The 19365-nt window shown below is 67.5% G+C and carries 14 protein-coding genes; 4 read left to right on the top strand and 10 right to left on the bottom strand.

Annotation, left to right across the window (positions count from 1 at the left end; genetic code table 11):
• Positions 1 to 85 precede the first annotated feature (85 nt).
• Positions 86 to 1384: an ATP-binding protein gene (locus P0Y43_RS13770; protein ID WP_275637800.1), complete on the bottom strand. Its 1299-nt coding sequence runs from the start codon at positions 1382 to 1384 to the stop codon at positions 86 to 88.
• A 6-nt stretch (positions 1385 to 1390) separates the two neighbouring features.
• A complete protein-coding gene (locus tag P0Y43_RS13765) occupies positions 1391 to 2092 on the bottom strand; it encodes a response regulator transcription factor (protein ID WP_275637799.1) in 702 nt (233 codons plus the stop codon).
• A gap of 193 nt (positions 2093 to 2285) precedes the next feature.
• On the opposite strand from P0Y43_RS13765, the gene P0Y43_RS13760 reads away from it, so the two are divergent.
• From P0Y43_RS13760 to mobA, 3 genes are all read left to right on the top strand, one after another.
• Entirely contained in the window at positions 2286 to 3461 is a 1176-nt protein-coding gene (locus tag P0Y43_RS13760; RefSeq protein ID WP_275637866.1) for an efflux RND transporter periplasmic adaptor subunit, read from the top strand.
• Between the two features lie 11 nt (positions 3462 to 3472).
• Positions 3473 to 6595 (top strand): efflux RND transporter permease subunit, encoded by a 3123-nt coding sequence (locus tag P0Y43_RS13755; RefSeq protein ID WP_275637797.1) that lies wholly within the window; start codon positions 3473 to 3475, stop codon positions 6593 to 6595.
• Positions 6596 to 6656: 61 nt separating this feature from the next.
• Entirely contained in the window at positions 6657 to 7229 is a 573-nt protein-coding gene (gene mobA, locus P0Y43_RS13750; protein ID WP_275637796.1) for a molybdenum cofactor guanylyltransferase MobA, read from the top strand.
• Between the two features lie 73 nt (positions 7230 to 7302).
• On the opposite strand, the gene P0Y43_RS13745 is transcribed toward mobA, so the two are convergent.
• From P0Y43_RS13745 to peaA, 5 genes are all read right to left on the bottom strand, one after another.
• Positions 7303 to 8985, bottom strand: coding sequence for a fatty acid CoA ligase family protein (locus P0Y43_RS13745; RefSeq protein ID WP_275637795.1), 1683 nt, complete (start codon positions 8983 to 8985; stop codon positions 7303 to 7305).
• Positions 8986 to 9080: 95 nt separating this feature from the next.
• Positions 9081 to 10208 (bottom strand): quinohemoprotein amine dehydrogenase subunit beta, encoded by a 1128-nt coding sequence (gene peaD / locus P0Y43_RS13740; RefSeq protein ID WP_275637794.1) that lies wholly within the window; start codon positions 10206 to 10208, stop codon positions 9081 to 9083.
• Positions 10209 to 10240: 32 nt separating this feature from the next.
• Positions 10241 to 10564, bottom strand: a complete 324-nt coding sequence (qhpC, locus tag P0Y43_RS13735) for a quinohemoprotein amine dehydrogenase subunit gamma (RefSeq protein ID WP_275637793.1) — start codon at positions 10562 to 10564, stop codon at positions 10241 to 10243.
• 1 nt (position 10565) lies between these two features.
• Positions 10566 to 11996: a quinohemoprotein amine dehydrogenase maturation protein gene (gene peaB / locus P0Y43_RS13730; protein WP_275637792.1), complete on the bottom strand. Its 1431-nt coding sequence runs from the start codon at positions 11994 to 11996 to the stop codon at positions 10566 to 10568.
• Positions 11997 to 12044: 48 nt separating this feature from the next.
• Complete coding sequence (gene peaA, locus P0Y43_RS13725) at positions 12045 to 13610, bottom strand: quinohemoprotein amine dehydrogenase subunit alpha (protein WP_275637791.1); 1566 nt, start codon at positions 13608 to 13610, stop codon at positions 12045 to 12047.
• Positions 13611 to 14111: 501 nt separating this feature from the next.
• On the opposite strand from peaA, the gene P0Y43_RS13720 reads away from it, so the two are divergent.
• Positions 14112 to 15605 (top strand): aldehyde dehydrogenase family protein, encoded by a 1494-nt coding sequence (locus P0Y43_RS13720; protein WP_275637790.1) that lies wholly within the window; start codon positions 14112 to 14114, stop codon positions 15603 to 15605.
• A gap of 67 nt (positions 15606 to 15672) precedes the next feature.
• Here the strand turns inward: P0Y43_RS13720 and qhpG are convergent, their stop codons facing one another.
• From qhpG to P0Y43_RS13705, 3 genes are read right to left on the bottom strand one after another with little or no spacing between them, the layout of a single operon-like run.
• Entirely contained in the window at positions 15673 to 16974 is a 1302-nt protein-coding gene (gene qhpG, locus P0Y43_RS13715) for a flavin-dependent monooxygenase QhpG (RefSeq protein WP_275637789.1), read from the bottom strand.
• Positions 16964 to 17641 (bottom strand): subtilisin-like serine protease QhpE, encoded by a 678-nt coding sequence (qhpE, locus tag P0Y43_RS13710; RefSeq protein ID WP_275637788.1) that lies wholly within the window; start codon positions 17639 to 17641, stop codon positions 16964 to 16966. The genes qhpG and qhpE overlap by 11 nt, the downstream gene beginning before the upstream one ends.
• Positions 17631 to 19364, bottom strand: a complete 1734-nt coding sequence (locus tag P0Y43_RS13705) for an ABC transporter ATP-binding protein (protein WP_275637787.1) — start codon at positions 19362 to 19364, stop codon at positions 17631 to 17633. Before P0Y43_RS13705 ends, qhpE begins: the two co-directional genes overlap by 11 nt.
• Position 19365: the final 1 nt, after the last annotated feature.

Below are 19365 nucleotides of genomic sequence, written 5' to 3'. Positions count from 1 at the left end.
ATGCGCTGCTTCAAGCGATGCTGCTCGTCTGTGCCTCTCAGCACAGGCGAAACGACACAAAGAGGGCATGTCTGCGAAAGGCGCATCACATCTGAGGCAAGCGGATCCTGAACTGCGCCCCCCCCAACGCCGACTGCGCCACGGTCAACGTCCCACCCTGCCCCTCGATGGCCCGCCGGCTGATCGCCAGGCCCAAGCCGAACCCGCCCGTGTTGCGGTCACGGCTGCGGTCCAGGCGGTAGAACGGCTGGAAAATCCGCTCGCGCTCTTGGGGCGGAATGCCAATACCGTCGTCTTCGACCGTTAGCAGGCACGCGCCATCCACTTCCAGCCGCAGGCGCAACAGCAGGCTCTCATCGCAATAACGCATGGCGTTGCGCACCAGGTTCTGCACCGCACGGGCCGTCAGCCTGGGGTCGAGGACGAAGCGCGGCAGGTTGTCATCGGCGCGCACCTCCCACAGGATGCCGCGACCATCGAGCTCCTCGGCAAAACTCCCGAGCACGCTGTCGACCAGCTCCAGCAACGAGACCTCGACCCGCTCACGCGCCTGGTCGGCGTTTTGCAGGCGGCTGTAGGACAGCAGCTCCAGCACCAGTTCGTCCAGCTCGCGCACGTGCCCGACCAGTTCCAACAGGCGCTTGCGGCTGGCCGGGGGCACTTCGTCGAACAGCAGCACCAGGCCGAAGTCCAGGCGGGTCAGTGGTGTGCGCAGCTCGTGGGACACCGCGTTGAGCAGCTCGCGCTGCTGGTTGACATGGCGTTCCAAATCACCGGCCATGGTGTCGAACACCCCGGCCAGCTCGCCGATGTTCGAGCGCGGCGAGATCTGCGTGCGCTCGCTCATCTCACCCTGGCCCAGGCGCCGGGCGGTGTCCTTGAGCCGCTCCAGGTCGCGCCAGTGCGGCCACACCCACAGCAGCAGGCAACCGAGCATGGCCGCGCCGATCAACACCGTCACGCCCCAGGAAATCACGTTGATGTCCAGCGGGTCCGGCGGGTTGTGCAGCACCACCAGCCACTCCCGGTCCAGCGGCGCCAGGGCGGTCTGGTAGTAGCCCCAGTCGCTGATACGCACCGCGTTCAGGCCATGCTCCAGGCGCGCCCGCTCCTCGTCGGACAGCTCGGCCTGGTCGATGCGCTGCACCACCACCTGCAACGGCGCGAAGCTCTGTGCCAGGCGCGCCTCGACCTTCGGCCAGTCTTCGCGCGGGGCACCGTGGAACTGCTCGACGATCAGCGACTGCACACCCTTGGCCTGGTCCAGGTTGTAGGCCATGAAACGGTCGTGGAACAGCCCGACGATACTGTCGGGAATCAATAGCAAGGCACCGGCGTAGGCGACGATGATCACCAGGTACAGGCGCACCAGGATCTTCAGCATGGTGGATCAGTACTCCCACTCGAGCCGGCTGAACAAATAGCCCTTGCCCCACACAGTCTTGATCTTGCGCGCCTCGCCCGCGCTGTCGTCGAACTTGCGGCGCAACTTGGAGATGGCCACGTCCACCGAGCGGTCGGTGCCATTGAACTCGATGCCGCGCAACTGCTGGAGAATACGGTCGCGGCTCAGCACCTCGCCGGCGTTGCGGGCCAGCACCACCAGCAGGTTGTATTCGCCACTGGACAGTTCGACCTCGGCACCGCGCCAGCTGACGCTGCGCTCGGCCAGGTCGATGCACAGGCCGCCGACCTGGATCAAGTCGCTGTCAAGACGCGGTTCGTTGACGCTGCTGCGGCGCAGCAGGGTGCGCACCCGGGCCAGCAGCACCCGTGGCTCGCAGGGCTTGGTGACGTAGTCGTCGGCCCCCATCTCCAGGCCCAGCACCTGATCGTGGCTGTCATCGCGGGCGGTCAGCATGAGAATCGGCAGGGTCTGCGACTCCTGGCGCAGCAGGCGGCACAGTTGCAGGCCGTCGAGGCCTGGGAGCATCAGGTCGAGGATGACCAGGTCCGGGCGCTGGCGGCTGAACTCGTCGAGCACGTGGTCGCCGCGGGCGATCACCCGGACGTGAAAGTCGTTGCGTTGCAGGTAGCTGGCGATCAGTTCGGACAAGGCGCTGTCGTCTTCGACCAGGAGAATGTTGGGCATAGGCGCATCTGGGGCTGGGTGAAGGGTAGCGGTGTTGGTGTGAGCCTCATCGCGTGGCGTCACCGGATGGGCAGAATATAGAATCCTACAAACCCCCAGGCACGATCCTTACACTTTTTCACACACCTCCTACACAGCTTAACACCCGCGTCAGGAACAGCTGCCTTAGCATACGCTCGGTCCTTTCCGGAAGATCCCTATGTCTATCTCCCCTTCCCTGCGCCCCCTGGCGCTGCTGGCCCTGCTGTTGGGCACCCTCACCGCCTGTGGCGACGCCACCGAGCAGGATGCCCAGGCCCCCGCGCCCCAGGTGCGCGTGGAAACCGTGCAACTGCAACCGTGGGCCATCAGCACCGAGCTCAACGGTCGCATTCTCGCGCCGCGTACCGCCGAGGTGCGCGCGCGGGTGGCCGGCGTGGTGCTCAAGCGCGTTTACCGCGAAGGCAGCGACGTCAAGCAGGGCGACGTGCTGTTCCTCATCGACCCCGCCCCCTTCAAGGCCGACCACGACAGCGCCCGCGCCGCCCTGGCCAAAGCCGAGGCCAACCTGTACCAGGCACGCCTGCAAGAGCAGCGCTACCGCGAGCTGGTCGACGACAAGGCGGTCAGCCGCCAGGAGTACGACAACGCCCGCGCGGCCTTCCTGCAGGCCGACGCCCAGGTCGGCGAAGCCAAGGCCGCGCTGGAGCGTGCGCGCCTGAACCTGGGCTACGCCACGGTCACCGCCCCCATCGCCGGGCGCATCGGCCGCGCGCTGGTCACCGAGGGCGCGCTGGTGGGCCAGAACGAGCCGACGCCACTGGCGACCATCCAGCAGCTCGACCCGATCCACGCCGACGTCACCCAGTCGACCCGCGAGCTCACCGCCCTGCGCCGAGCCCTGCGCGCGGGCGAGCTGCAACAGGTCGGCGACGGCCAGGCCCGCGCCACGCTGATCCAGGATGACGGCAGCGCCTACCCGCTGCCGGGCAAGCTGCTGTTCTCCGACGTCAGCGTCGACCCCAGCACCAACCAGATCACCCTGCGCAGCGAGTTCCCCAACCCCGACCTCGACCTGCTGCCGGGCAGCTACGTGCGCGTGCGCCTGGACCAGGCCGTGCAACCCAAGGGCATCAGCGTGCCGCAGCGGGCGATCCTGCGCGACAGCGCCGGGGTGCCCAAGGTGCTGGTGGTCGACGACCAGCAACAGGTCAGCGAACGCCAGGTGGTGCTGGGCAGCGCCCAGGGCGACCGCTGGATCGTCAGCGAAGGCCTGGCACCGGGCGAACGCGTGGTGGTCGAGGGCCTGCAACACATCAAGGCGGGCGACCAGGTGCGCGTCGAGGCCGACAAGGCCGCGCTGCCCGTCGTCCAGCACAACGGCCAGTGAGGGCCTGACCCATGCCGCAGTTCTTCATCGAACGCCCGATCTTCGCCTGGGTGGTCGCCTTGTTCATCCTGCTGTTCGGCGCGCTGGCCATTCCCCAGTTGCCGGTGGCCCAGTACCCCGACGTGGCGCCGCCACAGGTCGAGGTCTACGCCGTGTACCCCGGCGCCTCGGCGGCGACCATGGACGAAAGCGTGGTCAGCCTGATCGAGCAGGAGCTCAATGGCGCCGACAACCTGCTGTATTTCTCGTCGCAGAGCAGCCTGGGCAGCGCCACCATCACCGCCACCTTCGAGCCGGGCACCAACCCCGACCTGGCCCAGGTCGATGTGCAGAACCGCCTGAAAGTGGTCGAGTCGCGCCTGCCCCGCGCCGTCACCCAACAGGGCCTGCAGGTCGAGAAGGTGTCCACCGGTTTCCTGCTGCTGGGCACCCTCACGTCCGAGGACGGCAGCGTCGACGAGATCGCCCTGAGCGACCTGCTGGCGCGCAACGTGATGAACGAAATTCGCCGCCTCAAGGGGGTCGGCAAGGCGCAGCTGTATGGCTCGGAACGGGCCATGCGCGTCTGGATCGACCCGGCGAAGCTGGTCGGTTTCAAGCTCACCCCCAATGACGTGGCCGACGCCATCGCCGCGCAGAACGCGCAGGTGGCGCCTGGCAGCATCGGCGACCTGCCGGCGCGGCCGACCCAGGAAATCACCGCCAACGTGGTGGTGCACGGCCAACTGAACACCCCCGAGGCGTTCGCCGCGATCGTGCTGCGCGCCAACCCCGACGGCTCGGTGGTCACCGTCGGCGATGTCGCCCGGGTCGAGATCGGCGCACAGGAGTACCAGTACGGCACGCGCCTGAACGGCAAGCCCACCAGCGCCTTCAGCGTCAAGCTGGCGCCGGGCGCCAACGCCATGGAAACCGCCACCCTGGTGCGGCAGAAGATGGACGAGCTGGCGCGCTACTTCCCTGCCGGGGTGAAATACGACATCCCCTACGACACCTCGCCGTTCGTCAAGGTGTCGATCCAGCAGGTCATCAGCACGCTGTTCGAGGCCATGCTGCTGGTGTTCGCGGTGATGTTCCTGTTCCTGCAGAACATCCGCTACACGCTGATCCCGACCCTGGTGGTGCCGGTGGCGCTGATGGGCACCTTCGCGGTGATGCTGGCGCTGGGCTTCTCGGTCAACGTGCTGACGTTGTTCGGCATGGTCCTGGCCATCGGCATCCTGGTCGACGACGCCATCGTGGTGGTGGAGAACGTCGAGCGCATCATGGCCGAGGAAGGCCTGCCGCCGAAGGCGGCGACGCGCAAGGCCATGGGGCAGATCAGCGGGGCGATCATCGGCATCACCCTGGTGTTGGTGGCCGTGTTCCTGCCGATGGCGTTCATGAAGGGCTCGGTGGGGGTGATCTACCAACAGTTCTCGTTGTCGATGGCCGTGTCGATCCTGTTCTCGGCGTTCCTCGCCCTGAGCCTGACCCCGGCGCTGTGCGCCACCCTGCTCAAACCGCTGGCCAAGGGCGAACACCATGAGCGCCGAGGTTTCTTCGGCTGGTTCAACCGCCGCTTCGAGGGCATGAGCAACGGCTACCAGCGCTGGGTGGCCCATGCCCTGGCACGCAGCGGCCGCTACCTGCTGGTGTATGGCGTACTGGTGGCGGTGCTGGGCTACGGCTTCAGCCAGTTGCCGACCGCGTTCCTGCCTACTGAAGACCAGGGCTACACCATCACCGATATCCAACTGCCGCCTGGTGCCAGCCGCATGCGCACCGAGCAGGTGGCGGCGCAGATCGAGGCACACAATGCCCAGGAGCCGGGGGTGGGCAATACCACGTTGATCCTCGGGTTCAGCTTCTCCGGCAGCGGGCAGAACGCCGCGCTGGCCTTCACCACGCTCAAGGACTGGTCCGAACGCGGCGCCGACGACAGCGCCCAGTCGATCGCCGACCGCGCCACCGTCGCCTTCAGCCAGCTGAAGGACGCCGTGGCCTACTCGGTGCTGCCACCCCCGGTGGATGGCCTGGGCGAGTCCACCGGCTTCGAGTTCCGCCTGCAGGACCGTGGCGGCATGGGTCATGAGGCGCTGATGGCGGCGCGCGACGAACTGCTGGCCAATGCCCGCAAGAGCAAGGTGCTGGCCAACGTGCGCGAAGCCTCTCTGGCCGAAAGCCCGCAGGTGCAACTGGAGGTCGACCGGCGCCAGGCCAATGCCCTGGGCGTGTCGTTCGCCGACATCGGCGCGGTGCTGAACACCGCGGTGGGCTCGAACTACGTCAACGACTTCCCCAACCAGGGCCGCATGCAGCGGGTGGTGGTGCAGGCCGAGGGCGACCAGCGCAGCCAGGTCGAAGACCTGCTGAAGATCCACGTGCGCAACAGCAGCGGCAAGATGGTGCCGCTCAATGCCTTCGTCCAGGCCCGCTGGCTCAGCGGCCCGGTGCAGTTGACCCGCTACAACGGCTACCCGGCCGTGTCGATCTCCGGCGAACCGGCCGCAGGCTTCAGCTCCGGCGAGGCGATGGCCGAGATCCAGCGCCTGGTCGACCAGTTACCGGCTGGCGCGGGCCTGGAATGGACCGGCCTGTCGCTGCAGGAGCGGTTATCCGGCAGCCAGGCGCCACTGCTGATAGCGCTGTCGCTGCTGGTGGTGTTCCTGTGCCTGGCGGCGCTGTACGAAAGCTGGTCGATCCCCACCGCCGTGCTGCTGGTGGTGCCGCTGGGCGTGCTCGGCGCGGTGCTGGCGGTGACCCTGCGCGGCATGCCCAACGATGTGTTCTTCAAGGTGGGCCTGATCACCCTGATCGGCCTGTCGGCGAAGAACGCGATCCTGATCATCGAGTTCGCCAAGCACCTGGTGGACCAGGGCGTCGATGCCAAGGACGCGGCCCAGCAGGCCGCGCGCCTGCGCCTGCGGCCGATCGTCATGACCTCGCTGGCGTTCATCCTCGGCGTGGTGCCGCTGGCCATCGCCAGTGGCGCCAGCTCGGCGAGCCAGCAGGCGATCGGCACCGGGGTGATCGGCGGGATGCTCAGCGCGACGCTGGCAGTGGTGTTCGTGCCGGTGTTCTTCGTGGTGGTGATGCGTTTGACCGGCCAGGGCCGGGCCAAGGCGGCGCTGCCGGCCAGCAGCGAAGGCTGACTGGACAAGCACTGGGCGACATGGGAGGGTTCCAGGCATTGACTGCCTGGAGCCCTTTTTCATGTCCACCCCCCTACCCCCTTGCTCTGTCCTGATCCTCGCCGGCGGGCGTGGCCAACGCATGGGCGGGCGTGACAAGGGGCTGGTAGCCTGGCACGGCGAGCCGCTGGTGGCGCATGTACAGCGCGTGGTGCGGCCGTTGACCGACGACCTGATCATTTCCTGCAACCGCAACCACGACGCCTACGGCGCCTATGCCGACCGATTGGTGGGCGATGCCGATGCGGATTTCCCCGGGCCGCTGGCCGGGGTGATCGCCGGGTTGGCGGTGGCACGGCATGCGTGGGTGGTGGTGCTGGCCTGCGATGCGCCGCGCATCGACCGCGCGCTGCTCGAAGCGCTGCTGGCGCTTGCGACAGGCAGCGACAATGCGGCGATGGTAAGCCAGGGCGGATATTGGCAACCGATGTTCAGCGTCTTGCCGACGCGCCTGTTGCCACGCCTGGAGCAGGCCTGGCAGGACGGTGAGCGGAGCCTGCAACGGGCCTTGTCGCGCGAACCGCTGAAGGCGCTGGAATGCGCCACCGACGATGCGCGGCTCAGCAATTTCAATAGCCCGGAGTGGTTGCGTTGACCATGCCGGCCCTATCGCGGGTCAAGCCCCCCACAAGCACCCCGCGGCGCTTAGGGCCATCAGCCGCACCCAATCAACCGGCTGACACCCCGCCCAATTCTTCGACACTGATCTCTCGCATCCTGAACTTCTGCACCTTCCCGGTCACCGTCATCGGGAATTCGTCGACGAAGCGGAAATGCCGCGGCACCTTGAAATGCGCGATGCGCGCCTTCGCCCATTCGCGCAACTCCTCGGCACTGGCGCTGTGCCCTGGGTGCAGCCTCACCCACGCGACGATCTCTTCGCCGTACTTGCTGCACGGAATGCCGATCACCTGCACGTCGGCCACCGCCGGGTGGGTGAAGAAGAACTCCTCCAGCTCACGCGGATAAATGTTCTCGCCGCCGCGAATGATCATGTCCTTGCTACGTCCGACGATACGCACGAAACCAGCCTCGTCCATCACCGCCAGGTCGCCGGTGTGCATCCAGCCCTCCTGGTCGATGCTTTCAGCGGTGGCCTTGGGATTGTTCCAGTAGCCGAGCATGACGCTGTAGCCCCGGGTGCACAGCTCGCCGATTTCGCCGCGTGGCACGGTGTTGCCGTCGGCGTCGATGACCTTGCTCTCCAGGCGTGGCTGGGTTCGGCCCACGCTGGTCACCCGCACCTCCAGGCCGTCGTCCGGGCCAGTCTGCAGCGACACCGGGCTGGTCTCGGTCATGCCATAGGCGATCTGCACCTCGGCCATGTGCATCTCGCCAATCACTCGGCGCATCACTTCGATCGGGCAGGTGGCGCCGGCCATGATGCCGGTGCGCAGGCTGGAGAGGTCGAATTCGCCGCGCCGTGGGTGGTCCAGCTCGGCGATGAACATGGTCGGCACGCCGTACAGCGCGGTGGCGCGCTCCTCGGCCACGGCCTGCAACGTCAGCAGCGGGTCGAAGGCGTCGTTGGGATAGACCAGCGTGCTGCCATGGGTCATGCAGCCGAGGTTGGCCATCACCATGCCGAAACAGTGGTACAGCGGCACCGGCACCACCAGGCGGTCGTGCTCGGTCAGGCCCAGGCTTTCACCGACCATGTAGCCGTTGTTGAGGATGTTGTGGTGGCTCAGCGTGGCGCCCTTGGGGAAACCCGTGGTGCCGGAGGTGTACTGGATGTTGATCGGCTCCTCAGGGTGCAGGCTGGCTTGACGCTCGGCCAAGGCTTCTGGGCGGGTTTCACTGGCCCGCGCCTGCAGCGCGTGCCAGGCGAGGAAGCCCGCCGGCGGTCGCTGGGCCAGGCTGATCACCCCGCGCAGCTCGGGCAGGCGCTCGCAGTGCAGCGCACCGGGCTGGCTGTCGGCCAGGCCCGGCACCAGGCTCAACAACATGGCGTGGTAGTCGGAAGTCTTGAAGGCGTCGGCGCAGACCACCCAGCGGCAACCCGACTGGCCCAGGGCGTAGTCCAGTTCGCTGGTGCGGTAGGCCGGGTTGATGTTGACCAGGATCGCGCCGAGCTTGGCGCTGGCGAACTGGGTGATGCACCACTCGGCGCAGTTCGGTGCCCAGATGCCCAGGCGGTCGCCCGCTTGCACGCCGAGCGCCATCAGCGCGCGAGCGTGCTGGTCGACGGCCTCGGCCAGTTGGCGCCAGGTGTAGCGCAGTCGCTGGTGACGCACCACCAGGGCCTCGCGGTCGGGAAAGCGGGCCACGGTGGCGTCGAAGGCGTCGCCGATGCAGTGCTTGAGCAAAGGTTTGTCCGGGTTGCCCTGGGTGTGGCTGGGGTGGGTCATGGGGGTTCCCTGGTTGTTTTCGTGGTGGTCGGGCGGGCCCTGTCGCGGGGCAGACCCGCGCCTACAGAAGGGTGGCAGGGCCCGGTATTGCGCGCTTACCTGACGAACACCTGTGGCGTGGTGGTGGACATGTCACCCCCAGGCAGCTTGATGTTGCCGACTTTCTCCAACGTGTTCGGGTCGAACACCGCCAGGTCGTTGAAGGTGCCGCCCAGGTACAACTTGTCGCCGGACTTGTTGAAGGTCACGCAATAGTAGCTATGGTCCAGGTTGGCCGCCTTGACCAGCTTGCGCTGCTTGATGTCGTACCGCGCCAGGCGGTTGAGCACGCCGTACATCTGGTTCGGGTCCTTCGGCGAGCGCAGGCCGGTGAAGTACAGCTCGGTCAGGTCGGCGAACTCCTGGGTGTGGGTCTTGCCGGTCTTCAGGTCGATGCTCAGGTAGCCGTACAGGTACTCGGCCGTGGCAGGGTCCTGCTTGTCGTCCTTGAACTTGGCGATGGTGTAGAGCATCGAGAACTCGTGGCGCGGGCTCTGGTGCGGCCAGAAGTACAGCACGTCCGGGGCGCTGTAGCCGGGGCGGTTCCAGTTGCGCAGCGGTAGCGCGACCTCGTACTTGCCGGTGTTGACGTCCATCTTGTAGATGTCGGGCCCGGCGGCGAACAGGCTGCCGTCGTCGGCGGCGCGCATCAGGTAGACCTGGCGCGGCATCGGGAAGGTGCGCACGGGCTTGGCGTCGAGGCCATCGGCGGTGCGGAACACCTCCAGGCGCGGCGGCTTGACCACGTAGTGGTCGTTCAGACGCTGGCTGGGGTTGACCGTGGCATACACCTCCTTGCCGTCCGGGCTGATGGCGAAGGAGTACATCGACTTGCCGATCTCACCCGGCACGCTGGAGAGGTTGGCGTGGAAGGTGGTCTTGCAGGTGTCCAGGTCGATGCCGTAGATGTCGGCGTAGTGGTTGTTCAGCACGTAGGCGGTGCGGTTGTCCGGCGCCATCATCGCCGTGCCCGGGCCGAAGGCATCGGGCATGCGGCAGCTCTTGTAGACCGCGTCGCTGGCCACGTCGACCACGTGCAGGTTGTTCGGGTAGTTGGTGACGATCATGTACTCCAGGCCGGGCTTGAGCGCCTTGCCGGTGGTGTCGTCGGCGGCGTGGGCGGCCAGGGCGCCGGCACAGGCGGCCACGGTGAGCGCCAGTTGCGCGCAGAATCCAGGTTTCATGCGGTGTCCCCTTGTCGTTCTTGTCGGGCCGGTCACTTGTCTTTCGGGAATACGGTGCCGAGGTTGCGCCAGTCGTCCCCGGAGTTGCTGGCCTGGGCGTTCCAGTCCTGGTAGGTGCTCATCATGTCCGGCACCTGGGCCGGCCACCAGCAAGGGTCGGAGCAGCCGTACAGGTCCGCTTCCATCGGCTGGCACAGGGAACTGACACCGCCGAAAGCATCCACCTCCCAGCCCGGGTCGGTGGTGGCGGTGCAACCGGCCACGGCGCTCATGGCCATGACCTCTTCGATGCGGTCTTCGGCGGCGGCCTGCTCGAGGATGCGCGCCTTGTTGTTCATCGGCTTCAAATGCTTCATGTCAGTGCGCCTTCCGCGGAGTGATGTAGCGATCGATGAAGGCCGGGTTGGCGGCCATGATGCGGGTGTAGACCTCGATGCCGAAGTCGACCCAGTCGCGCATCAGTTCGCAATAGTGGTAGGTCGGGTGCTGCGGGTCGCCGTAGCGCGCGTAGCTTTCGTGGTAGCAGCCGCCGGAGCACAGGTTGCGGATGCGGCAGCTGTCGCAGCCGGTACCGCTGCGGTCCAGGCGCTGGGACAGGAAGTCATTGAGCTGGGCCTGCTTGACCCCGGCGTGCACGTTGCCGAAGGTCGGCAGGCTGGAGCCGGTGAAGCGGTGGCACAGGTTCAGTTCGCCCTGGTGGTCGACCGCCAGCATCTTCAGCCCGGCGCCGCACGGCAGGGCCTTCTTGTGCCCTTCGTGGATGTCGGTGATCAGCTGGTGCAGGTTGGAGAAACCGATATTGCGGTGCTCCAGCGCCGCCTCCAGGTAGCGCCGGCCCAGGGCCTTCATGTTGGCGAAGACCTGCACCAGCTCGTCGCCGGTGAGGTTGAAGTCGCTCATGTCGCCGGAGGTGACCGGGGCGAAACCGACTTCGGCGAAGCCCAGTTCGTTGAACAGGTGGTTCCAGATGGTTTCGACGTCGGTGATGCCGCGGGTCAAGGTCACCCGCGCCCCCACCGGGCGGCTGTCATAGCGCGACAGCAGCATGCCGACCTTGCGCCGCACCACGTCGTAGGTGCCCTGCCCGCCCACGGTGATGCGGTTGCGGTCGTGCACGGTCTTCGGCCCGTCGATGCTCACCGACAGCCCGAAGCGGTGGGCGTTGAGCCAGTCGACGGTCTCCTCGGTGAGCAGCGTGGCATTGGTGGTCATGATGAACTCCACCTGCTTGCCCGCCTCGGCGAAGCGCCGCTCGCAGTAGGCCACCATGTGCTCGATCAGCGGCCGGTTGGACAGCGGCTCGCCGCCGAAGAACACCACGCTGTAGCGCTGCTCATCGGGCGATTCCTTGAGCAGCATCTCCACCGAGGCCTCGGCGGTGGCGGTGTTCATCTTCTTGCCGGCCGAAGGCTTGTCGAGGTCTTCCTTGTAGCAGTAGGTGCAACTCAGGTTGCAACCGGTGTTGACGTTGAGCACCACGGTGTTCAGCGCCGTGCGCTCGACCTGCTTGAGGGCGATCTCCGGGGTCAGCGGCGAGCCGTCGCTGACCAGTTCCAGGGCGATCAGCTCGCGCAGGGTGTCGTGGATGTCCTGGCCGGCGAAGCGCAGGCCCAGGCGTTGCACCAGCTCCTCGGCGGAGCAGCCTTGCTGGCGCAGGGTGTCGATGATGCCCCCGGTCACCGCGTCGGCGGTGAACAGCGAACTGCTGGGGATATGGAACAGCATGCGGTCGGCGTCGACCTGCACTTCATGCAGGTTGCGTTCGACCAGGTTCAGTAGCGCGCCCATGGCGACCTCCCGAAAATCGATGCGTGGCGTAGCGCGTCAACACCACCCCTATGGCAGGGGTGGGTTGTTCCAGCGCTGAACGGTGACGATCATGTGGCCTTCGCCCTTGTGCCCGCCGTCTTCCAGCTCGGCGATGACCTTCAGGTTGCCGGCGTTGTTGGTCATCATCTTGCGCGCGGGGTTGGGGCCGGCGCCGCCGGGCACGAACACGCCGTCGGCCTGCATGTTGCCGGCGAACTTGACGTCCTCGTCCTCGATGGCACGCTCGTTGAACGGCTCCACCGACCACTTCGCCGGCAGGTAGCCGATACGCAGCGGCTGGCCCTTGGCGTCCTTGCCCCAGGCCTCGGCCTCGAAGCGCCCCTGGACCTTGGGCGTGGAGCCACCGTTCTCACCGACACGGGCGATGGAGAAGGCCGGCACCACCTTGACCTCCTCGACCTTGTCGTACACCGCCAACTCAAGCCCCTTGACCGCCCCGACCGCCACTTGCCGCTGGCCAGGCGTGGCGTTGGCGGCGGCGCGGGCCTTGACCCGCACCAGGGTCGGGGTGGCTTCGAGCACTTCGCTGACCTCGATGCCGTCACCAAGCACCGGCTTGCCGGACAGGTCGCTGCCCACCAGGGTGATCTCGCTTTCGCTACCGGCCTTGATGAACGCCGGCTGCACCGCCAGCAGGCGTGGCGTGCCGGCCTTCGCCGCGCTGAAGTCGAGGCCGCGCTCGTCGTGCTCGGCTTCGTACATGCGGCCTTTCATCTGCCCGTCGATGGCCGCGAACACCTGGCGCAGGGTGGTATCGCCGACCTTGACGTTGCCGCGCCACTCATAGCCGTTGTAGAGGATCGCCGAGCCGCTGCCGTTGAACGGCGTGCCGTCGGCGTACTGGCCCTTGACCTCGACCTTGAAGGTGTCGCCCGGCTCGGCACTGACGCTCATCACCCCGCGCACGTCGCCCTTGGCCAGCATATGCCCGCTGAACGCCCACTGCCCCGGCAGCGCATCGGCCTTGGGCCTGGCTTTCTGCCAGGCGGCCCACTCGGGGCTGTCGAGCGGGAAGCGCTTGGCCAGGTCAGGGACCATTTGCTCCAATGCGATCTTCAGCCAGTCGCGGTCACGCGCCTGGGCCTGGTACTCCAGCGACGGCCATTGGCTCAGGTGGAAGTTGACCAGGTGCTCCCACTCCTTGGCCGGGCGCCGCTGCAAGGCGACGCGGGCGCCGGAGTGGCAACGGCCGCAGGTCTGGCTGAGTTGCTCGTCGAACTGCTCGACGGTGTTGAGCCGGCGCTCCATGGCGTAGCGCACGCCGTCGGTCTCGCTGGGCGCCAGGCCCTGCTGGTCGGCGAGGTACTTGACCAGGGCGCGGCGGTCGTCGTCGCTGATCTGCAGGCCATGCATCACCTGCATCCGCGCGATGCTCATCAGCCAGCCTTCGGGGGTTTTGCGCTGGTGGCTGATGCGGCTGTAGGTGTCGTTGCCTTCGGGGATATGGCAACCCATGCACTTGGCCTGCAACAGGTTGGGGCCCTGCTCGGCCGCCATGGCCTGGGTGCCCAGCAGTGCGGCGGCGACCAGCGCCAGTTTGCCCGCATGCCGCCGGAGTCGAGTCGTTCTCAAGGTCAGACCTCCACGGTGTTGTTCTTATCGTTTTCGCACGCTCTGGTACCGCAGGTGCATGTGGCAGTCGTGATACAGAAAGTGTGCCAGGTGGGTGAAACGTGTGTTTTATCAGATGGTTGAGCCGGGTTAACCGATAAACCGGAGGGGTTGCCGGCGGGTGGGAACGTCCCAATTCGAGACAGGTTGTTTCAGGTTGAGACAGTAGGTTTTTGGGCCTGGACGGCCCTCATCGCGGGGGGAGCCCGCTCTACAGGTGCCCCGCTGCACACGGGATCACGCGGCCCCTGTGGAAGCGGGCTCGCCCCGCATTGGCCGCGCCGCTGTCCAGCTGTTTCACCACCGTCTCACAGCGTCTCAATGTGCAACAGCGCACGCCTGCAACCGGGCCCTTGCATCACCACAAATACGATACGCATCAATCAGTTACAGAGCCATTGCGACCTTGGCACGCGCATTGCGCCACCCCCGCCACATTCCAAAGACAAGAGGCATCGCCCCATGCTTTCCGAACTGCCCATCCTCCCGGCCACCCGCGCCTTTCTGGAACGCAAGCTGAAGATGCGCATCGGCGCCGACTGGCAGGATGCCGCCAGCGGCCGCACCTTGAGCTTGCGCAACCCGGCCACTGGCGAAATCCTCGGCGAGGTGCCTTCGGCCGATCCCGAAGACGTCGACCGCGCCGTGCGCGCCGCGCGCCAGGCCTTCGACGACTCGCCCTGGAGCCGTCTGCGCCCGCGCGAGCGACAGAACCTGCTGTGGCGCCTGGCCGACCTGATGGAACGCGATGCCCGCGAGCTGGCCGAACTCGAATGCCTGAACAACGGCAAGAGCGCCGCCGTCGCCCAGGTGATGGACGTGCAACTGGCTATCGATTTCCTACGCTACATGGCGGGCTGGGCCACCAAGATCGAAGGCAGCACCGTCGAGCCGTCGATGCCGCTGATGCCCAACGAGCAGTTCCACGGTTTCGTGCGGCGCGAGGCGGTGGGCGTGGTCGGCGCCATCGTCGCCTGGAACTTCCCGCTGCTGCTGGCCTGCTGGAAGCTCGGCCCGGCCTTGGCCACCGGCTGCACCGTGGTCCTCAAGCCCGCCGACGAAACCCCGCTCACCGCCCTCAAGCTGGCCGAGCTGGTGGCCGAGGCCGGCTACCCGGACGGGGTGTTCAACGTGGTCACCGGCACCGGCCTGAATGCCGGCGCCGCCCTCAGCCGCCACCCCGGCGTGGACAAGCTGACCTTCACCGGCTCCACCGAGGTGGGCAAGTTGATCGGCAAGGCCGCCATGGACAACATGACCCGCGTCACCCTGGAGCTGGGCGGCAAGTCGCCGACGATCGTGATGCCCGACGCCAACCTGCAAGAGGCCGCCGCCGGTGCCGCCACGGCGATCTTCTTCAACCAGGGCCAGGTGTGCTGCGCCGGCTCGCGGCTGTACGTGCACCGCAAGCATTTCGACAACGTGGTGGCCGACATCGCCAACATCGCCAACGGCATGAAGCTGGGCAACGGCCTGGACCCGACCGTGCAAATGGGCCCGCTGATCTCGGCCAAGCAACAGGACCGGGTCACCGGCTACATCGAACTGGGCCGTGAACTGGGCGCGACCATCGCCTGCGGGGGCGAAGGCTTCGGCCCTGGCTACTTCGTCAAGCCGACGGTGATCGTCGACGTCGACCAGCGCCACCGCCTGGTGCAGGAAGAGATCTTCGGCCCGGTGCTGGTGGCCATGCCGTTCGACGACATCGACGAAGCCGTGCGCCTGGCCAACGACAACCCCTATGGCCTCGGCGCGAGCATCTGGTCGAACGACCTGGGCGCGGTGCACCGGATGATCCCGCGGATCAAGTCCGGCTCGGTGTGGGTCAACTGCCACAGCGCCCTGGACCCAGCCCTGCCATTCGGCGGCTACAAGCTCTCGGGCGTCGGCCGCGAGATGGGCGCGGCGGCGATCGAGCATTACACCGAGCTCAAGTCGGTGTTGATCAAGCTCTGATGCCCGCAGGGGCGGCCCTATCGCGGTGCGGCGATCCGACTTGCCCCGCGACAGGGTCGGCCCTGACTCAGTGATACCCCTGGTTCAACAACCACTGTCGACACAACCCTTGCGCCTGCGCCGAGCTGCCCGCCAGCACCTCATCCAGCGCCCCGCCCGCCTGCAACCCGCGCACCAGGGGCGCCAGCTCGATCCCGTGCAGGTGCCACACCCCCAGCGGCTGGTCCGCCGTCACCACCACCTCGGCCTCATCCACCCAACCCTCGCGCAACACTGGCCGGCGCTCGACGCGCACGGTTTGCCAGTCCGGCGCCAGGTGCATCGGTTCAAGGTCCGGCCACGCCTGGCGCCGCGCCCAGAACGCCTGCCCTGCCCGGCCCTGTTCCTGGCGATAGAAATCCCGGCCAATGCGCGCAAAGCGCAGGAACAGCTGCTCTACCCGCTGCTGGTGGAACTGGCGCGCCAACGCCCCCCGCTCAGGACGCTTGAGCAAGGTGTTGATCACCACCGGCGCCTGCAAGGCCGACGACAGCGACTGGAAGATGCCATTGCCCGACAGCGGGTCCACGGCCATGGCGGCATCACCGACACGCAGCCAGTCCTCGCCCGCGCACTCGCCCGCGAGAATCGCCGTGCTGCTGCGCGCATGCACCTGCGCCGGTTGCAACGCCGCTTCACCGAACAGTTGCGCCACCAGCGCCGATTGCTGACGCCGACCGGCACAGTAGTCGGCCAGTGCCGTCTTGCCCGGCAGTTGCGCGGAACCTGCATCCAGCGAGACCTGCCAATAGCAGCGACCATCGGCGAGCCGCGCCATCCACGCCCAGCCATCGGCCAGGCTCTCCACCGCCGAGGCCGGCGTGCCCGGCGTGGCTTGCCAGGTGTTCAGCAGACTGACGGTTTCCGGCCCACGCAGGCGGTCGGCGGCCAGTGGCGCCTGGCGGCCACGGGCCTCGACCAGGAAGTCCGCGTGCAGGGCCTGGCCGTCGTCCAGGCGCACGCAGTGGCCCTGGTCGCGCCCAACCTCGCGCACCCGCCCCCCGATCAGCGTCACGCCCGCAGCCCGCGCATCGTCTCGCAGGGCGCGGTCGAAACACTGTCGGTCGAGCAGGAACTCTTCGTTCAGCCGCAGGTGTTCGCCATTCCACTGCACCTGCCGGGTGGCTGGCTGTGCCGCTTCGGCCAGGGCTGCACCGAGCCCGGCGTGACGCAAACCGTCGAGCACCCGCTGCGATACCCCTTCGACCGCCGCGAAGCGGCGCCAGTCCGACACCAGCGTGACCGGGTAGCCCAGGCGCCGCAAGCCGATCGCGGTGGCCGCGCCGGCAGGCCCGGCGCCGAGCACCAGGATGCGCGGTTCACTGGCCATGGCCACCTCGCCGCTCCGGCCCGTGATAGGCCGCGTTGTCCTTCAACCACGCCAGCAGCGCCGCATGCTTGAGCCCAGGCTGCGCGCGCAGCAGGGCAAAGATGCGCCCGCTGAGGGTGGCGCAGGCCAGGCTCGCACCGGCCTGCCCCGCTGCGCCGACGGGCGCGCCAAAATCCGCCTGCGCCGTGCCCAGCCACGACCACTGCCCCGCTGTGCAACGCGCATCACCCGTGATGCGCAGCACGCCGGGGTAGCTGGCGGGGTACACCGGGCCGCCGCGCGCTGGGCTCGAGGCACACAGCAACACCCCGGCGGCCTGGGCGGCGGCGCAGGCATCGCGCAGTACCGGGCGGTCCTGGTGCAGGCCCAGGCTCAGGTTGATCAACGTCGCGCCCTGCTCCACCAGCCACAGCAAAGCGGCAGCCACCTGCAACGCGCTGGTGCTGGCCTGCCCGGTGAACACCTGGGCCATCAGCAGCGGCGCCTCGCCGGCTTCGGCGCGCAAGGCGGCCAGCACCGCGCTGCCATGGCCAAGGCTATCGGCCTGCACCTCGCCCTCCCGCAGCAGGCCGTCTTCCAGCCAGAAGCGGCGCGCCTCCAGCAACCACGGCGCTTGCGCCTGCGAACAGCCGCTGTCGATCAGCCCCAGGCGCGCTTCAATGGCCATGACGGGCAGCCTCCGGATCGAGCACCTGCAAGGCGCCGTCGTGCAAGCGCAGGTGCAGGTCGGCGTCGGCGAGGGTCGAAGGACGGTGGCTGATGAGGATGCGCGTGCGCCCGGCGAACAGTTGGTCGATGGCGGCGATCACCTCGCGCTCGGTGGCTTCGTCCACGGCCGACGTGGCTTCGTCGAGCACCAGGACTGCGGGGTCCTGCAGCAATGCACGGGCAATGGCGATGCGCTGTTTCTGCCCACCGGAAAGCTGCTGCCCGCGCTCGCCGAGCAACCCGTCCAGGCCCAGGGGCAGGCTTTGCACCAAGCTGTCCAAGCGGGTCAGGCGCACCACCCGTTCGAGGTCGGCGCGGCTGGCCTGGGGCGCGCTGTAGGCCAGGTTCTGGGCGAGGGTGCCGCGAAACAGCACGATGTCCTGGCTGACCACGGCGATACGCCGCCGCAGGGCGGCCAGGTCCAGTTCGCGCACGTCCACGCCATCGAGCAGGATGCGCCCGGCATCGGGGTCGTAGAAGCGTTGCAGCAGGTCGATCAATGTCGATTTGCCGACCCCCGAGGCACCACTGATCGCCACCTTGAGCCCCCCCGCCACGCTCAGGTCGACAGCGTCGAGCACGGCGCCCTGACGCCCCTGGTGAGCGAACGCCACGCCTTCCAGACGCAGCTCGCCAGGCCCGTCGGGCATTGGCCGAGGCGTGGCAGCCTCGCACACCGCCACCGGCTCGCGCTTGAGCTCCATCACCCGGCCCAGGCTCACGGCCATGCGCTGCACCGCCACGTACAGGCCCAGCAGGCTCTGCACCGGGCCCACAGCCATGCCCAGGTAGGTGGAAAAGGCGATCAGCGCACCCAATTGCCAGGTGCCCTGGATCACCCACCAGCCGCCGACCAGGAAGGCGCAGGCGCGGCACCACGAGGTCAGGGTGCCAGGCACTGCCTGGGTGAAGAATTCGGTGACCTGGACTTTCAGCAACTGGCCCATGTAGCCCTGCCCCAGTTGGTCCAGGCGCGCGGCCTCGCGCTGCTGTTGGCCCGCCGCCTGGATGAACTTCATCGCCGGCAGCGTCTCGACCAGGAACGACGACACGTCCGCCGAACGCTCGCGCAGGCTGCGCACCTCACGCTCGACCTTGCGCCGCATCCAGCGCAGCCACAGCACCTCGAGGGGGATCAACAACGCCAGCAGCAGCGACAATTGCCACGACAGCATCAGCATCAGCGCCACCGCACCGAGCAGGCCAATCACGCTGGACACCGCAGAGAACAGCGAGTCGACGGCGAAGCGCTGGATCTCGGCGACGTCGCCATCGAGCCGCGAGAGGATGTCGCCGGTGCGCCGACGCCCGTAGAAAGTCGGCGACAGCTGTTGCAGGTGGCGGTACAGGTCGTCGCGCAGGGCGAACAGGATGCGCCCGGACAAGCGCGTGTGCAGGTAGCGGTTGACGCCGGCCAGCACGGTGCCGAGCAACCCGGCGCCGATCATCAACGCCGCCATGTGCCACAGCGTCTGGTAGTCGCGCGCCAGCAGGCCGTCGTCGATCAGGGTCTTGACCAGCCAAGGCTGGGCCAGCGCCAGCAGCGAGGCCGACAGCGACAGCCCCAGCAGCACGCCGATGGCCTTGCGCTGCGGGCGCACGAAGCCGTACAGCCAGGCCAGCGCCTGGCGCATGAGCACGGGGTCAGTGGACTCGACGAGCCTTGAGAACCACCCGCCCATG

Origin of the sequence: Pseudomonas entomophila, assembly GCF_029193575.1 — a bacterium.
In the GTDB taxonomy this organism is placed as follows: Bacteria; Pseudomonadota; Gammaproteobacteria; order Pseudomonadales; family Pseudomonadaceae; genus Aquipseudomonas; species Aquipseudomonas entomophila_G.
This window is presented reverse-complemented; position numbering and strand designations above follow the sequence as displayed.

Coding starts and splice junctions, on each gene's coding strand:
- qhpG (WP_275637789.1), bottom strand. CDS start 16,974: ATGGCCAGTGAACCGCGCATCCTGGTGCTCGGCGCCGGGCCTGCCGGC.
- P0Y43_RS13745 (WP_275637795.1), bottom strand. CDS start 8,985: ATGACCCACCCCAGCCACACCCAGGGCAACCCGGACAAACCTTTGCTC.
- P0Y43_RS13705 (WP_275637787.1), bottom strand. CDS start 19,364: ATGGGCGGGTGGTTCTCAAGGCTCGTCGAGTCCACTGACCCCGTGCTC.
- P0Y43_RS13755 (WP_275637797.1), top strand. CDS start 3,473: ATGCCGCAGTTCTTCATCGAACGCCCGATCTTCGCCTGGGTGGTCGCC.
- qhpE (WP_275637788.1), bottom strand. CDS start 17,641: ATGGCCATTGAAGCGCGCCTGGGGCTGATCGACAGCGGCTGTTCGCAG.
- peaB (WP_275637792.1), bottom strand. CDS start 11,996: ATGGGCGCGCTACTGAACCTGGTCGAACGCAACCTGCATGAAGTGCAG.
- P0Y43_RS13720 (WP_275637790.1), top strand. CDS start 14,112: ATGCTTTCCGAACTGCCCATCCTCCCGGCCACCCGCGCCTTTCTGGAA.
- mobA (WP_275637796.1), top strand. CDS start 6,657: ATGTCCACCCCCCTACCCCCTTGCTCTGTCCTGATCCTCGCCGGCGGG.
- peaD (WP_275637794.1), bottom strand. CDS start 10,208: ATGAAACCTGGATTCTGCGCGCAACTGGCGCTCACCGTGGCCGCCTGT.
- P0Y43_RS13765 (WP_275637799.1), bottom strand. CDS start 2,092: ATGCCCAACATTCTCCTGGTCGAAGACGACAGCGCCTTGTCCGAACTG.
- qhpC (WP_275637793.1), bottom strand. CDS start 10,564: ATGAAGCATTTGAAGCCGATGAACAACAAGGCGCGCATCCTCGAGCAG.
- P0Y43_RS13770 (WP_275637800.1), bottom strand. CDS start 1,384: ATGCTGAAGATCCTGGTGCGCCTGTACCTGGTGATCATCGTCGCCTAC.